Annotated in this window: 16 protein-coding genes and 2 pseudogenes; 9 read left to right on the forward strand and 9 right to left on the reverse strand. The window is 36.3% G+C overall.

Annotated features, from left to right (window positions below; translation table 11 throughout):
* Positions 1 to 62 precede the first annotated feature (62 nt).
* The 4 genes from GFS03_RS13740 to GFS03_RS02850 form a co-directional block, all read right to left on the reverse strand.
* On the reverse strand, positions 63 to 302 hold the full coding sequence (locus GFS03_RS13740; RefSeq protein WP_153422421.1) for a hypothetical protein: 240 nt from the start codon (positions 300 to 302) through the stop codon (positions 63 to 65).
* 33 nt (positions 303 to 335) lie between these two features.
* Positions 336 to 833: a 3-isopropylmalate dehydratase small subunit gene (locus GFS03_RS02840; RefSeq protein WP_153422422.1), complete on the reverse strand. Its 498-nt coding sequence runs from the start codon at positions 831 to 833 to the stop codon at positions 336 to 338.
* On the reverse strand, positions 834 to 2,081 hold the full coding sequence (locus GFS03_RS02845) for a 3-isopropylmalate dehydratase large subunit (protein WP_153422423.1): 1,248 nt from the start codon (positions 2,079 to 2,081) through the stop codon (positions 834 to 836).
* An 83-nt stretch (positions 2,082 to 2,164) separates the two neighbouring features.
* Positions 2,165 to 3,466 (reverse strand): cryptochrome/photolyase family protein, encoded by a 1,302-nt coding sequence (locus tag GFS03_RS02850; protein ID WP_153422424.1) that lies wholly within the window; start codon positions 3,464 to 3,466, stop codon positions 2,165 to 2,167.
* Between the two features lie 80 nt (positions 3,467 to 3,546).
* Here GFS03_RS02850 and GFS03_RS02855 point away from each other — a divergent pair.
* Positions 3,547 to 5,169, forward strand: a pseudogene (locus tag GFS03_RS02855) (glycoside hydrolase family 15 protein); the annotation flags it as partial.
* Positions 5,170 to 5,185: 16 nt separating this feature from the next.
* Here the strand turns inward: GFS03_RS02855 and GFS03_RS02860 are convergent.
* Complete coding sequence (locus GFS03_RS02860) at positions 5,186 to 6,238, reverse strand: ISNCY family transposase (protein ID WP_153422088.1); 1,053 nt, start codon at positions 6,236 to 6,238, stop codon at positions 5,186 to 5,188.
* 76 nt (positions 6,239 to 6,314) lie between these two features.
* Between GFS03_RS02860 and GFS03_RS02865 the strand changes: the two are divergent.
* Positions 6,315 to 6,536 (forward strand): annotated as a pseudogene (locus GFS03_RS02865) (glycoside hydrolase family 15 protein); the annotation flags it as partial.
* A gap of 90 nt (positions 6,537 to 6,626) precedes the next feature.
* Positions 6,627 to 7,022 carry a helix-turn-helix domain-containing protein gene (locus GFS03_RS02870; RefSeq protein ID WP_153422425.1) on the forward strand — a complete coding sequence of 132 codons (396 nt, stop codon included), beginning with the start codon at positions 6,627 to 6,629 and terminating at the stop codon, positions 7,020 to 7,022.
* Between the two features lie 16 nt (positions 7,023 to 7,038).
* On the opposite strand, the gene GFS03_RS02875 is transcribed toward GFS03_RS02870, so the two are convergent.
* Positions 7,039 to 7,329, reverse strand: a complete 291-nt coding sequence (locus tag GFS03_RS02875) for a winged helix-turn-helix domain-containing protein (protein WP_153422426.1) — start codon at positions 7,327 to 7,329, stop codon at positions 7,039 to 7,041.
* 147 nt (positions 7,330 to 7,476) lie between these two features.
* On the opposite strand from GFS03_RS02875, the gene GFS03_RS02880 reads away from it, so the two are divergent.
* The 5 genes from GFS03_RS02880 to GFS03_RS02900 all read left to right on the forward strand — a co-directional run bounded on the left by GFS03_RS02880 (position 7,477) and on the right by GFS03_RS02900 (position 11,098).
* Complete coding sequence (locus GFS03_RS02880) at positions 7,477 to 8,211, forward strand: ParA family protein (RefSeq protein ID WP_153422427.1); 735 nt, start codon at positions 7,477 to 7,479, stop codon at positions 8,209 to 8,211.
* A gap of 130 nt (positions 8,212 to 8,341) precedes the next feature.
* Entirely contained in the window at positions 8,342 to 8,536 is a 195-nt protein-coding gene (locus tag GFS03_RS02885; protein ID WP_153422428.1) for a DUF3311 domain-containing protein, read from the forward strand.
* Between the two features lie 5 nt (positions 8,537 to 8,541).
* The gene (locus GFS03_RS02890; RefSeq protein WP_153422429.1) at positions 8,542 to 10,056 is read left to right on the forward strand and encodes a sodium:solute symporter family protein; all 1,515 of its coding nucleotides are present in this window, start codon (positions 8,542 to 8,544) and stop codon (positions 10,054 to 10,056) included.
* A gap of 64 nt (positions 10,057 to 10,120) precedes the next feature.
* Positions 10,121 to 10,864 carry an NAD-dependent protein deacetylase gene (cobB, locus tag GFS03_RS02895; RefSeq protein ID WP_153422430.1) on the forward strand — a complete coding sequence of 248 codons (744 nt, stop codon included), beginning with the start codon at positions 10,121 to 10,123 and terminating at the stop codon, positions 10,862 to 10,864.
* A 33-nt stretch (positions 10,865 to 10,897) separates the two neighbouring features.
* Positions 10,898 to 11,098: a hypothetical protein gene (locus GFS03_RS02900; RefSeq protein ID WP_153422431.1), complete on the forward strand. Its 201-nt coding sequence runs from the start codon at positions 10,898 to 10,900 to the stop codon at positions 11,096 to 11,098.
* Between the two features lie 20 nt (positions 11,099 to 11,118).
* Here the strand turns inward: GFS03_RS02900 and GFS03_RS02905 are convergent, their stop codons facing one another.
* Positions 11,119 to 11,832 (reverse strand): nucleotidyltransferase family protein, encoded by a 714-nt coding sequence (locus tag GFS03_RS02905; protein ID WP_153422432.1) that lies wholly within the window; start codon positions 11,830 to 11,832, stop codon positions 11,119 to 11,121.
* Positions 11,833 to 12,005: 173 nt separating this feature from the next.
* Here GFS03_RS02905 and GFS03_RS02910 point away from each other — a divergent pair, with 173 nt between their 5' ends.
* The gene (locus GFS03_RS02910) at positions 12,006 to 13,112 is read left to right on the forward strand and encodes an ISNCY family transposase (RefSeq protein WP_153422433.1); all 1,107 of its coding nucleotides are present in this window, start codon (positions 12,006 to 12,008) and stop codon (positions 13,110 to 13,112) included.
* A 152-nt stretch (positions 13,113 to 13,264) separates the two neighbouring features.
* Here GFS03_RS02910 and GFS03_RS02915 read toward each other — a convergent pair whose 3' ends face one another.
* A complete protein-coding gene (locus GFS03_RS02915) occupies positions 13,265 to 13,720 on the reverse strand; it encodes a methylated-DNA--[protein]-cysteine S-methyltransferase (RefSeq protein WP_153422434.1) in 456 nt (151 codons plus the stop codon).
* Between the two features lie 36 nt (positions 13,721 to 13,756).
* Complete coding sequence (gene thrS, locus GFS03_RS02920; RefSeq protein ID WP_153422435.1) at positions 13,757 to 15,394, reverse strand: threonine--tRNA ligase; 1,638 nt, start codon at positions 15,392 to 15,394, stop codon at positions 13,757 to 13,759.
* Positions 15,395 to 15,417: the final 23 nt, after the last annotated feature.

Genomic DNA, 15,417 nt, shown 5'->3' on the forward strand with positions numbered 1-15,417 from the left:
TCACCGTTTTCTCTCTTCTTATAAATTCTTAAAAGCTTTTCGACCGTTTTTCCTATTGTAAACTACATTGGGGATTTATCTTTACGATGAAAAATATTGGAAATTCTTTTTAATTTTAGAAGTGTGTTTAGAATTAATAACTCTATTGAAAAAATCAAACAAAGATAAATAACGTTAAACGGCATGGTAGTTAAAAGTTGATATACTGAATATCCATAAACGAGTTTAACACTCTCTATTCCAATCCTATAATCAACGAGCGTAAGCAATAGAGAGACCAAACCGATAATAATCCACTTCACAATAATAGTATTAAAAACTAAAAAATAAACTTTTTAGTTTCGGTTTACTGTCTGCATCTTCTTTAGATATTCCATTATTCCTCCAGATTCCAGTATCTCTAATGCCATTCCAGTTATGCCCTTTCCCTTAAGCACCTTATTATCAACTATGATTTCACCAGTCTCCACGTTAATTTTAACATAACTGTTTTCATTTATCTCCTTAGTGCAATTTGACAACGTTATAACTGGCAAACCATTATTAATCGCATTCCTATAGAATATTCTAGCGAACGACTCAGCGATTATTGCCTTGACTCCAGCAGCCTTAAGGGCTATGGCAGCTTGTTCTCTTGAGGATCCCATTCCAAATACTTTACCCGCTACTATTATAACACCCTTTGATGCCTTCTTGTAAAATTCTGGATCTAATGGTTCCATAGCGTGCTGAGCCAAATACTGTGGGTCAGTATATTTTAAGTACCTAGCTGGAATTATTATATCAGTATCTATTTTGTCACCAAACTTAATTACTGGACCTTCTATTATCATTCATAACACCCTAGGATCTGTAATCTTACCTTCCAATGCACTAATTGCGGCAACAGCAGGGCCAGCTAAGTAAACTTTAGCCTCATTACTTCCCATTCTCCCTTTAAAGTTTCTGGAGCTTGTTGACACAATGTTCTCACCAGGCCCGGCTATGCCGAAGTGTCCTCCTAAGCACGGTCCGCAAGTTCCATACGTTACGATACATCCCGCATCGACTAGTGTTTGTATGTAACCTCTCTCTAAAGCCTCCTTAAACATTCTGTAAGACGCGGGGATAGCGATACATCTACTCTTTACCTTCTTTCCTTTCATTATTTTAGCGGCTATCTCGAAATCGCTCAGCCTACCATTTGTACAAGAGCCTATGTAAACTTGATCTACTGGAGTACCCTCTAATTCATTCACGACCTTAACGTTATCTACACTATGAGGAGCTGCAACAAGAGGTTCCATTTTGTCTAATTGAATAGTATACTCATCAACGTATTTTGCACCGTTATCTGGTGTAACCAGTTCTGGTTCATATCCTCTCATTTCTTTGATATATCTCCTTGTCTCTTGATCTGGTATGAACATTAGTGCATCAGCATTCATTTCAATTCCCATATTTGATACTGTTGCCCTATAATCCATTGGAAAACTTAACGGATCCTTAACAAATATTTCCAACGCCATTCCATTAAAGTAATCTGCCTTAAAATCTCCTAGCAATTTTAATGCTACATCTTTCCCAGTTATCCACTTAGCCGGTCTACCATCTAAAACTACTTTAAATGGTTGTGGAACTACTAACCAAGTTTTGCCAGTTATCACAGCTGCAGCAATGTCACTAGCTCCCATACCTTGAGCAAATGCTCCTACAGCACCGGATGTAGTTGTATGGCTATCTGCTGCTAAAATAACTTGTCCAGGGTTTGCGTATTGCTCTATCATAATTTCGTGTAAAATTCCATAGTTTATATCGTAAAAATTAGGAATGCCTTCTGATTTAACGAACTTTCTTATATATCCTTGAATTTCAGCGCTCCTTACATCGGGAGGAGGAGCTAGATGATCGAAAGCTATTACCAATTTATTTTTATCGAAAACTTTGACCATGTTAGCTTTTTCCATTACCTCAATCACATGGTAACCAGTTAAGTCATGAAATGCTACTATGTCTACCTTAGCCTCTATAACATCTCCCGGTGAGACGTCCTTTCCAGAAGCTCTACTTAGAATTTTCTCAGTTAACGTTTTTGCCGACATCAATAAGAAATTAAAATCATTAATAAATAAGCGTTTCTTACGAAGGAATTACATTTACATCGTACCAAATTCGAAAAAGAAACTTATTTCAGTTTAGATTTTTTGCATATCTCGTAAAGCCTTTTTGCAATATTTACCCTTATTCTCCAATCTACTATAGGTTTAGGATAGTTTTTCAGAGTATATTTGTACACATTATGTATAATCTCTGCGTCATAGCTTTCCAATTCGTTTACCCACTTTTTTATATACTTTGCCTCAGGATCATAAGTAATCTGCTGTTTCCAGGGATCAAATACTCTAAATATATAATCAGTACCTACTGAGGCGACCCATTGCCAATTCCCATTGTTAACTGAAGGATCATAGTCAATTAGTTTACTTGCAAAGTATTTCTCACCTATCTTCCAATCTATTAGAAGAACCTTAACTAAGAAAAATGCGGTCAACATTCTAACCCTGTTTGGCATATCTCCAGTTAGTTGCAATTGCCTCATTCCAGCATCAATTATTGGGTATCCAGTTTTTCCCTCAACCCAAGCTCGAAATAGTCTTTGATTATTCTCCCACTCAACACAATTGTACTCACTTCTTAAAGGTTCATGAAATACCCTCTCATTATAGTAAGCCAATAAGGTATAGAAATCCCTCCAATACAATTGTCTAATTATAGCCTGATTATCTATTAGAAAATAATAAACTTCTCTTACGGATACAGTTCCAAATTTCAGATGAGGTGAAAGAAAAGTCCTGTTATCCTCTGCTACAAAGTCCCTCCTACTATAGTCGATATGTTTTGCTCTATCTATTAATTTCAAGGCCTCCTTTCTTCCTCCTCTTACCCCTCTACGAGGCGGTAGTTCATATTCATCTCCCAGAGAATTTCTATAGTAATTCGTATAATTATTTTGAATGGGCTTCCTAACTTGCTTATTCTTCACTGCGTTGTAAAATGTTGTGAAGTTCCTATAGTTTTTAAAATCGTTCTTGGTAGTGAGTAAGTAATCCTCAAAAGATTTTACAGTTTTTCCACTTTCCTCACAATATTCGTAGATTCTTTTGTCTCTCATTTTGCTAAAGGGAGTATAGTCTTCATTTAGATAAATCGCGTCAACCTCTTTAAGTAAGCTCTTTATTACTTCTTCAGCAACTCCGTAATAAACGTAAAGCCGTGATCCCCTTTCCCTTAACTCGTCATTTAGCTCATTTAATGAGTTAATCATAAAGTTTAAGGCAAATTCCGATTTGTACTGATTTTCATCACCAACTTGTCTGGGATCCAGTATAAATGCAGGGATGACTTTCTCGCATTCCTCTAGAGCTTTGATTAGTCCAGTATTATCATCTAACCTCAGATCCCTTCTAAACATAAATAGACAGAGCACGCTTGTATTTTATACGTGAGTTATTAGATTTGTGTTAAAAGGGGTTAGAATAAAAGGGAATTTAACATTATGTATTATATATGACAAGATATTTGATTTTAGGCAATGGATCATTAACAGTCTTATATGATGGTAATTTTACTATAAGAGAATTGTATTGGCCATTAACAACTTCAAACAACTTACACAAGGGTAGGTTTGGAGTATTCGTTAACGGTAAGTTCTCATGGCTAGATAATTTAAGTCCAAAGATTGGGTATATAGATAATACCTTAGCAGTATATTCCTCTTTCTCCTTTGAAGGAGTTAATTTTTATTTAGAAGATGTAATAGATATGGCTTATGATATTTGGATTAGAAAAGTTTCAGTAAAGAATGTAGAAGATAAAGACGTTAGAGTTTTTAACACCTTTGATTTTCATGTTGGTGGAACACCAGACGGTAATACTGCACTTTTTGATCCTTACTCTGAGTCTATGATACAATATAAAGGTTCTAGATGGTTTTTGGTTTCATCTTCCATTCTCTTCTACCAGTATGCTACGGGAATTAAGGAATATAAAGGACTTTTAGGTACATGGAAGGATTGTGAGGATGGTGAGCTTTCAGGCAATCCAATTGCTCAAGGTTCAGTGGATTTCGCTAGTAGTTTCAAATTGTATGGAGAAGATTTTTACATATGGTTGGTAGCTGGTAAGAATTATAACGAAGTTAGGGGTTTAAACGATTACGTGAGGAAAAGAACACCCCAGGTTTTGTTTAAAAGGGTTAAGGATTATTGGAGTGGATGGATAAGTAAAGTAGACGATTATGGCGATTATAATTCCATTTTGAGGAAGAACTTATTAATTTTGCAATCACATGTACAGAACAATGGTGCCATAGTAGCATCACTCGATACTGATATTATGAAGTTTAATAGAGATACATATAACTACGTATGGCATAGGGATGCAGTATTTTGCATTTTAGCTCTTGAGCTAATGGGATACTTTGATAGATCTAGACAATTCTTTGAATTTACTAGAAAACTTTTTACAATAAATGGAGCACTGTTTCATAAATACACTGTCGAAGGACATTTCGGTTCTACATGGCATCCTTGGACTTTAGACTATTTGCCTATTCAAGAAGACGAAACTGCATTAGTACTTTACGCTTTATGGTTTCATTTCTCAAGATGGAAGGATGTTGATTTTATAAAGACGTACTATAGACCTATGGTGAAGGGAATAGCTGATTTTCTAATAAATTATAGAGAAAAGGCTACTGGGCTTCCACTTCCCTCATTCGATCTATGGGAAGAGAGAATTGGTATTCACTTTTATACCGCAATAACTGTAATTGCCGCATTAAGAGCTGCAGCAAATTTTGCGAGGTTTTTCGGAGAAGATGAGCTAGCTAAAAAATACGAAAATGTCTCAGATCAGATGCGCAATGCGCTAGATCTATTTTGGGTTGGTGACCATTACGCTAGAACAATATACATAAAGGAAGGTCAAGTTTATAAGATCGATAAAACTGTTGACGCAAGTACATTATTAGCGCCAATATTTAACGTAATTCCAATTGATGATTCTCGGTTTGCTAAGAATTTAGAGACTGTAATAGAGAAGTTAAATGTTAAAATGGGATTAGCTAGGTATGAGGGTGATCAATATTTGAGAGGAGGTGATAAACCCAATGTTTGGTTTATATCTACATAGTACTTTATAGATTTTATCGTAGTCTGAATAGTTTCTTATAGTCAAAGAAGTATCCATAAACGTTTTTCAAGTACCTTGAGAGAGCCTTTACACCAAGGTGGGAACCGAGCTCATACTTCAAGATGTGGAGGAAGTTCACAACTAGTCCAACAAGCTTCATGTATCCGAGGATCTTGACTACGCTCTTGAACGAACTGCTCCTAAGGCCTAGGACCTTCAAATCCCTTATCATAGTTTCAACATCCCACCTATTCTCCCAAGTCGTTATTACCTCCTCAGAGGTCATGGTTAGATCGGTCGTGAAGAAGTACCTCCTCCCGCAACCTTTATAATTGTCAACTACAATTAATTTAATAGGAACGCCGAGGTACGTGACGGAGAACTCTCCCTCGGGGAACTCGGCGACCGGCACGGATCTACCTCCCTCGGTAACCCGCGCGCTCGCCTTGAGTTCCGAAACAACACCGGGCAGAAGAGTTCTCCCGTTCACGTACCACGAATCGAACGCTATTGAACTAACGTTAAGCCTCCTCCTCACTTTCTCTATCAGCTCAATTGCGATTTCGATCTTCGTTCTGAACTGGACTGGCTTCCCTTCTTGTTTCAAGATATTCACGACTTTTTGTGGTAGGTAGATCTCGAGGTGGATCAGGTAGACCTCGTTGGTTTCCAAGTCTCTTATTGTGGCTACAAGGATTTGGTGTGCTGGGATGTAGGTTTTATCCTTCCTGGAGTAGAAGAATTGGGTCATGTGACCTGAGACCCACGCGGCTTTAGCGTAGTATTTCTCGTTTAGTGTATCGTCTATTGAGAGCTGGACCTTGTGTTCCCCTACTAATTCCTTCACTACTTCGATTAGATCGACCTTAGCGACCTCCTCTAACTTCCTCAAGGCGTATTCGTAGTCAATTCCAGCCGTGGTGCACTTGGCCCTCATTGATCCATCCTCGATCAGAGATGCACCCAGTAACTTCTCTAGGGATTTACTGCCTAGCGTCTTCTTCACTTTCTCTAGGTACTTCCTTACCCTTGCAAATCTCCTGTTGAAGAGACTCGTTATTTTCATTGTTTAGTCTTGGTATTATCATCCTAAAAAGTTTTTAAGGTATTTCAAATTGACGTCATTTTCAGGAAACTACTAATCTACATTATGGTTGTCTGAGGTTTATTCGTTAATGGGTGAGAAAGAAAAGGCTAAGGAGAAAATAGATTGGGTTATATCGAAATCTCTACCAACTGGGGTTATACCAGAACAAATCGATGAGCATGATAATTATCCATCAGTTTCTCCCTTAGCGTGGAGTCATGCCGAGTTAATTAGGGCAATATATGCGTTAAGAAATGGTATATTAGATCCTAAATAAATCGTAATTTTAACTATTATCTTTTATCATTATAAATTAAGTTTACAAGTTACCAAAAGATTTTTAAGAGTTTTATGAAATCCTCTAATCATGCAAGGTAAAAATGAAATAAGCATGCCGGATGGAAGAGTAGCCGATATCTTCAACGTAGTAAAATTCCTTTATGGGCTTAGCGATAGGGATATAGAAATTTTAAAACTACTAATTAAATCTCAGAATCCACTAACAATGGAGGAAATTTCAAACGAATTAAATATTACAAAATCTGTTGTAAATAAATCTATATTAAATCTTGAGAAGAAGAATATAATAATTAAAGAAAAAATGGAAACTTCTAAAAAAGGGAGAAGAGCATATACGTATAAAGTGAATGCACAGTATTTAAGCGATAAATTACTCAGTGATCTAGACCAATTAGTGAAGGATTTAAAGGAAAAGATAGCAAAGATGATGGGTGTAGAGATGGAAAAAACTACTAGTATTTAAAGGAAAAAACTTCCTTTTATTGTTTAATAGATAGAACGCTATTAATTTTCTCCTTTAGTTGATCCATGCTCTTTCTCATATCGTTGAATTTCCTTATATCTTCAAGTAGTTCCTCTCCCTTTTTAGTTAACATGTATTGCTTTCCTTCTTGTTTTATGATTTCCAAATCCATTAACATCTTTATATATCTTCCAGTTAGAGCATAGCTCAAATTGGCACCATACATTATTCTGGTCTTAGGAGAACCAGATTTACAAGCCTCTAGTATCGCCTGTATAATTTCTAACTTGCTTCTTTTCTTAGCCATGGTAAACTTTCTATATATTGTAGTTTATAAACTTTTGCTTTACACCCAATATATTATTAGTCTTATAAGTTTAGAGTTGTCTTTACTTTTTCACATTACTGGAAACTACTAACTTATTTAAACTCTAATGATTAAATGATTCTTATAATGGAAAGAATTGACATAGTGAGCGTTAAAGGAGGTGTAGGAAAATCATTTATAGCTTATTTTCTAACTAAATTGCTTGCTACGAACCTTAGAACATTATTGATAGATAAAGATTTAACGTCTACAATTAGTAGAGTCTATAATATAAGAGGCAACTTACTATCTTATTTGACAATGGATCAGTCTTATCCATCTTATTTTAAGGAAGTTGATAGTAAACTTACAGTAGTTAATCTAGGCTGCAGTAGAAAGATAAAAAATGTAGAACCCAGAAAAATAGCAGAAATCTATAATGGATTTTCGGATTACGATTTGATGATAGTTGACAATCCACCAATACCTTCAGATGTTTGTTTAGATACTGAGCTTCAAGCTTACTATACTTATTTAAGGGAAAAGAGATTGAATTACAATATGATCTTAATACTACCCCCCAATCAGATTTTGTTAGATGAGAGTTTAGCATTTATTGAATTGTTTAAGGATTATGTTAATAATGAATTGAGTATATTGTTGGGTACAGATTTGGTAAATTTTGACGTGATATCCTCAGTAATAAATATGTATAATCCTAGAGAAAGAATAGACATTAGCAAGGTTGAGAATCTAACTGATAAAATAGTTAAAATTCCATTCAAAAAGGAAGCAATATATACACCTCTTAATCAACTAAGCATGCCGAAGGAAATTGAGGAATTGGCTAAATATGTGCTAGAGTATCTAGAGAACAATTAAGATATAACTATTCTTGATAATATCAGTTCATTAAAGTTAATACCATTCGATGAATACTTTAATGTTTCAAACGATATAATGAAAGAAAGAATTATATACATGGAATTACTCATCGAAAAATAGTGATAAAATGGTTAGTGGTAAAAGAGTTTTAGCTGGAATATTAATTATAATACCATTTATCGTATATTTTCCGATACCAACATATAATAAAGTAGAGCCAGATTTAGGGAGTTTGCCATTCTTCTATTGGTATCAAACATTGTGGCTAGTAATATCAACAATACTTTTCTCAGTAGCTGCACTCCTTCTTGCCAGAAGGTGATGTAGGTGTTAGGGCTAGCTGGAATGATAGTTTTTATAGTGCTTTTCATAATATTTGTATTTCTTGGATTTTATGGAGCCTTTTGGAGAAAGGGAAACTTAGATTTGCTTCACGAATGGGGATTGGCTGGTAGAAGATTAGGTACTGTTCTAGTATGGTTCTTAATGGGTGCAGATTTATATACAGCATATACTTTTATTGCAGTACCATCAGGCCTTTACGCTAAAGGTGCGATATATTTCTTCGCAGTACCATATGTTTCTTTAACCTTTGCAATAGCAATGTTAACAATGCCTAGGTTATGGATTGTTTCGAGAAATAGAGGTTATGTGACTGCAGCTGATTTCGTTAAGGATAGATTCAATAGTAGTATTTTAGCAGTTTTAATAGCATTAACTGGTGTAGTTGCCGAATTACCTTATATAGCACTACAAATAGTAGGTATGAAGTCGGTCTTGCAGATAATGCTATTAGGAATAGGTAACGAGGCCTTAGTATCTGAAATCTCCCTAATAGTTTCCTTCATAATTTTAGCTGCATTTACGTACACTTCTGGCCTTAGAGGAGCTGCATTATCTGGAGTCTTTAAGGATATTTTGATCTGGATTACGGTTATATCGATAATCGTAATCGTGCCACTACAATATGGAGGTTTCGCTCACGCCTTTAGCGTTATAAATTCAGCAAATCTTTCAGCAAAATATTCTACATTACCAAGTAACTTAGATGTAGCATATTGGAGTTTATTCTTAGGGAGTGCATTAGCCCTATACCTTTATCCACATGCAATAAACGGTTCATTAAGTGCTGATGACAAGAATAAGTTAATGTATAGTACTGCCTTACTTCCAATTTACGGAATTGGTCTGGCAATAATAGCTATGTTCGGCATTCTAGTTTACGCAGTACCAAACGCGTTAAGTGTTGTATCTAAATATGGGGGCGCTCTAGTAGTTCCTGCATTAATAACATCAACTATGCCAGACTGGGCTGCTGGTATAATGTTACTCGGTATATTTGTAGGTGGTTTAGTCCCGGCAGCAATAATGGCTATTGCGGCTGCTAACTTGCTAGTGAGAAATGTAATTAAGGAGGTAAATCCAAGCATTACACCTAAAGGGGAAACTTCGTTAGCTAAGTGGATTTCAGCGGTTATAAAGTTCTTAGCTTTAGCCTTCGTCTTCCTAGTTCCATCCACATATGCCATCACCCTTCAATTGTTAGGAGGAATATTTATAACACAGACATTACCGGCAGTGTTCCTAGGTTTATATACAGAATGGTTTAATCCGTGGGCATTAACTGCTGGATGGGCTATTGGAATTGGAAGCGGAACTTACATGTTTTTCACGTTTGGATTGCCTCGTGCCTCATCTCTATATCCTACACCCTTTGGTTTAATGTATGCTGCAGTGATAGCGTTAGTGCTAAATCTAGTTATTTCAGTTATAGGTACACTTATAGCTAATGCCCTAGGATTCAAGACTAAAAGTAACATATCTGCGGAAGATCTAAAATGATAAAAGTTAAACCCCCTTTTTTATTTTAAAAATCTTATTTACTTACTAGTAGTATATTCTAATTATGGAGTATGAGAAAATAGCTGAAGAACTTATTTCCTCTTCTTACGCAATAGCCTTTACCGGAGCCGGAATCAGTACAGCTTCCGGTATTCCCGATTTTAGAGGCCCTCAAGGACTATGGAAAAAGTATTCTCCAGAGTTAGCTACTGTAGAATATTTTGAAAAAGAACCTAAAAAATTTTGGGAGTTCTATTCATTGAGGATGAGGGGATTATTTGAAGCCAAACCTAATAAGGCACACTACTCACTGGCTGAATTAGAAAAAATGGGTATAATTAAGGTAATAATAACGCAAAATATCGACGGTTTGCATCAGAAAGCTGGTTCCAAGAATGTTATTGAACTTCACGGAACTATGAGGAGATCGTACTGTGTTTCATGTTTAAGGACATATGATTCGCTAAACGTCTTAGGTATGATAGAAAAGGGTATTATTCCACCTAGATGTGAGTGTGGTGGGATAATAAGGCCAGATGTTGTGCTTTTTGGAGAACCAGTTAAGAATATTTATGAGGCTTTAAGTATCGCTTATGAATCTGATCTCGTAATCTCAATAGGTTCTTCATTAACTGTGTATCCAGCCAATTTAATTCCACAAACTGTTAAGGAAAGAGGAGGTAAACTGATAATTTTAAACATGGAGGAGACCCCATTGGATAGTATTGCAGATTACGTTGTTAGAGAACCAGTAGAAATTTCGTTGCCAAAGATAGTAGAAGCTGTGAGACAAAAAATACTTTCGTGAATCTCACTAATGGTTTTAAGCAAAATTTCTAATATGATTGACGAGGAAGAGGAATTAAAGTTAATAAAACAAATATTTTTAATAATTAAGGAGAACGTGCCGGACGATTGTAGAGATTTGGTAATTAATAGATTGATGGATCGATTAATGAATGATATTAAGGATCTCGGCGTTAAAGAGGCAGTGAAAAAATGGTTAGTAGAGGAGGATGAGGAAGTTATCATAATTCATTAAATCAGGCGCGGATTTGATCTTCACCTTTCAGTGCTTAGCCCGTTCTTCATCTTTATTAAATCTTCATAGACCTCCTCTATATCTTTTATTGTATCTATTGATCTCCAATAGACATCATAATACTTGATGCCCATCAATAATGATTCTTTAGCAAGTTTCGGAAAAGTGAGTTTTTCCATGTCTCCCTTCTCTGGTAAGTATTTGAATATTTCCTTTTTCATTAAATAAACTCCTGCATTTATCCAGTAGTTTTCTAAGATTGGCTTCTCCTTAAAATCTATAATCTTATCGTCCTTAGTCTCTACTATTCCATATGGGCTCTTTAAGGGAACAAGTGACATTGACATTACGTTTTCACTAGATACTTTTAACTTACTTATGTCTAAATTAGTGATTATATCGCCATTGAGTACTATAAATGCATTTTCAGTACTTAATAATTTCTCGACCTTCTTGAGCGCTCCTCCAGTACCTAAAGGTTCCTCCTCTATAGAAAAATACGTTGAAATTCCTAATCTCTTTTCGTTGTCACTTAACCACTTTATGAGAACCTCCCATTTATAACCCGTTAATATTATAAATGACGTAATACCGAATTGTTTAAGCCAAGAGATCTGCCATTCTATGATTGGTCTCCCAGCTATTTCAATCAATGGCTTAGGTCTATCATCTGTAAGTGGTCTTAATCTCTTACCATAACCGCCTGCTAAAATAACTGCATGCATAACATACATATTATTTCTAATTTAATAAACATTTTCTTATAGTAGCCTAAAAACTTCATAGTGTGGAGCATTATCTGCAATTTCTTTTCATGACAGCAGTTATCATATTTTCCCTTAGTAGTACCGAGTCTACGGTACTACCTAGAAAGTTTTTAACATTCTAGGTCATTTTATTAAAAGGTATGAAAAACGAGATCAAGGACTTGGCAAGTAGAGCTAAGACAGAACTCGTAAACACCATCAATTTCGTAGTAGGAACACTAAGGATGCAAGGACTAACAAAAAAGGTCGCTATCGCACTAGCCTTAATCGCATTCATAAGCGATAGAGCTAGCGTGAAGAACATCTCACAAACGTTCAACCTAGATTACAACAACCTACTCAAAGCATTAGAGGAAGTGGAAAAAGCGTGGACGAACTACCTAGACAAATTAAGAGAACTAATCAAAGGACCAGTAGTGATCATAATCGACGACACGTTCGACCACAAGGAATACGCTAGAGCTAGAAACAGAGCGAGCGGACAAGGAAACTACATCATGTGGTGTCAAGCACACAAGAGATTCGAATCCGGAGTCCAATTACTAACAATCGCAATCTACGATCTTAACACCAAGAAAGCTTACATGATAGGAGCCTTCCCCTACGCCATTAGAGAAATGTACGAGAGGGGAATGGTGAAGGAGTTCCAAACCAAGATCCAGATGGCCTCTGCATTAATGAAGCTGCTGAGAGAGAAGTTTCAAGTGATGAGAGTCGTCTTCGACTCTTGGTATTGGTCGAGTGAGCTCGTCACTGACAAGGTAGTGTCTGAACTGAAGTCCAATAGGAGAGTCCTCAGAGTCAAGTCAATCCAGGGGACCCATGATGAGGTGGAGGGTCACCTTCACGTGGGCGATCTACCCCCTGGAAGTTATTTGGTTGACTTGACCCTGAAGGACAAAGTTATTACAGTTAAGTTGTTCGTCGAGGAATATAAAGATTACGGCAGGAGGAACCTCTATACTACTGACCTATCCCTTAGCAAGGAAGAGGTTGAGGAGACTTGGAGGATAAGGTGGGAGATCGAGAAGTTTCACAGGGACATTAAGGTTCTAGGTCTTCAAGATACCTCTTTCTTCAAGAGGATTAGGCTTCAAGGTTATGTCCTCCTCTTCGTGATGCTCGTTAACGCGGTTAGGGAGCTATTGGCCTCCCTTAACTTAAGGAGCGTTGAGGAGTTGTTGAGGTTCGTTGAAAGGCATTTAGGAGGGATAGTGGGACTAATGAAAATCTTTAAACTACGTTAAAATCTCATAACTGCTGTCATGAATTCTTTAGCTCTAAAGACATAAACTTGTCAGCTTGGACTTCTGGGAAAAATATTCAAGTAACTCATAGATGATATAAAACTTTTTTATAAAAAGTTCTGGTTGCACAACTGTATAATAAATTTTTCATATCATTCTGGTAATTTGACTCCCTCCAATTCCAATAAGGCTCTCTTCAACTTGACTCCTCTGGAATATCCTCCAATGCCGTTCTCAGCTATTACTCGATGGCATGGTATGATTAGAAGAATTGGATTTTTAGATAACGCCATGCCAACAGCCCTTGGTGAGGTTCCCAGTGAATCAGCGATCTGTTTATACGTCATAACCTTTCCCCAAGGAATCTTCATTACTTCTTTAAATACTGATAACCTAAAGGGATAGGTTTTTATGCTAATAGGCTCCCTTAAGTTTACTGGTTTACCTTCAAAGTAAAGATCTAACTTATGGAAGAAATCAGCAAAATTACTGTCATCTCTAGAATTTCCTTCTACACAATTACAAAAATCTAACATAATGAATCCTTTATCATCCTTAGCTACTGTTATGTAACCAAAAGGACTTTTGTATAAACCATATACTAGCACAAGAATTAATATACTACATATTGATATAAAAATTAGCTATTTTAACGCTTTTACTGCAGTCTGCTCTACATCCCTTTGCGCAATCTCGTTAATCAATAGCTCTAGTAACTTTTCAAACTTAACGTTCCTCACTTCAACGTTACCCCTAGCTCTAACAGTTACTGTACCCTCACTAGCTTCCTTCTTACCAACTATTAATATGTATGGAACTCCTTGATCATATGCGTTCTTAATCCTCTTACTTAAAGTCTCTCCGGCGTAATCGATCTCTGCCCTTATTCTCCTTTTTCTCAAATCGTTTAGCACTTTTTCTGCATATTCGTTTATCTCGTCAGTTATTGGTAAAACCTTAACTTGTACTGGGCTCAACCACGTAGGTAACTTACCTTTAAAGTGTTCCAGTAATATTGCAATAAATCTATCTATTGATCCATATATTGCTCTATGCACCATTACCGGCCTCTTTTTTATTCCATCCTTATCAATATATTCCAACTTGAACCTTTCTGGCAAGTTGAAGTCAACTTGTATCGTTGATAGTTGCCACCATCTACCTAGACTATCCCTTATCTCGAAGTCGATTTTAGGTCCATAAAACGCACCTTCCTTTTCCTTAATACCAAATTTTAAGCCCGATTCTTGCAACGCGGAGATCAACGCGTTAGTAGCTTTTTCCCACAGTTCATCAGAACCTATACTTTCATCCGGCCTAGTACTTAAATAAGGCTTAATATCGTCGTCTTTGAAACCAAACTTATGCCAAACTTCTACGGTCTTAGAAATGAGCATCTTAATCTCTTCCTTTAGTTGATCTTCTCTAAGGAAAATGTGACCATCGTCCTGGACGAAACCTCTAACTCTAAGTAACCCATACAATTCCCCTTTCTTTTCCCATCTATATACGTGACCAAACTCTGAGAATCTAATTGGAAGATCACGATAGGTTCTGGGTTTAGATTTGTAAATTAGGATATGTGCTGGGCAATTCATTGGTTTTACTCCGTACTCGTCACCTTCCATGTTAAACACGATTAGCTTATCCCTATACAAGGTGTAATGACCAGATATCTTCCATATATCAGTCTTTAGAACGTGACTAGTATAAACTTCTTGATATCCCATACTGTCATTTATCTCTCTCATAAATGCAATGAGTTCATTTCTTATCGTTTGTCCTTTAGGATGAAATAGTACTAATCCGGATCCAGCTTCTTCGTGAAAACTAAACAAGTCTAACCTTTCTCCAATTAACCTATGGTCAGTCTCTTCAGCTTTTTCTAACCAAGTAAGGTAGTCCTTCAGTTGTTCTTCAGTCTCGAAAGCCACACCCCTAATTCTAACGTATTGTTCATTGGGATTAGGATGATGGGTTGAGATATTTAAAATTTCAAAATACTTGGGATTTAGAGTGGTTGAAATTGAAACCTTATCCTCTACTATTGAAACCTTGTTTCCTTTATATACTACTTCATTATTACTAATTGATATATTAGCTTGAACGTTTTCATTAATTGCCTTTTTTACCTCATCTAAGGTAATGCTAGTGTCCGATTTCACATCGATGTAGAAATCCCTTTCGCCTAGTCCAACTGCGACTGGCTTATATCCCTTTTCTATTAGATTTATGGCTAAAATTATCGCACCTTTTAGCCACATTGGCTTATAACTTTCCATAAATATCGCTATGTCATTTAACT

The sequence above is a fragment of the Sulfolobus sp. E5-1-F genome, assembly GCF_009601705.1.
Lineage (GTDB): Archaea > Thermoproteota > Thermoprotei_A > Sulfolobales > Sulfolobaceae > Saccharolobus.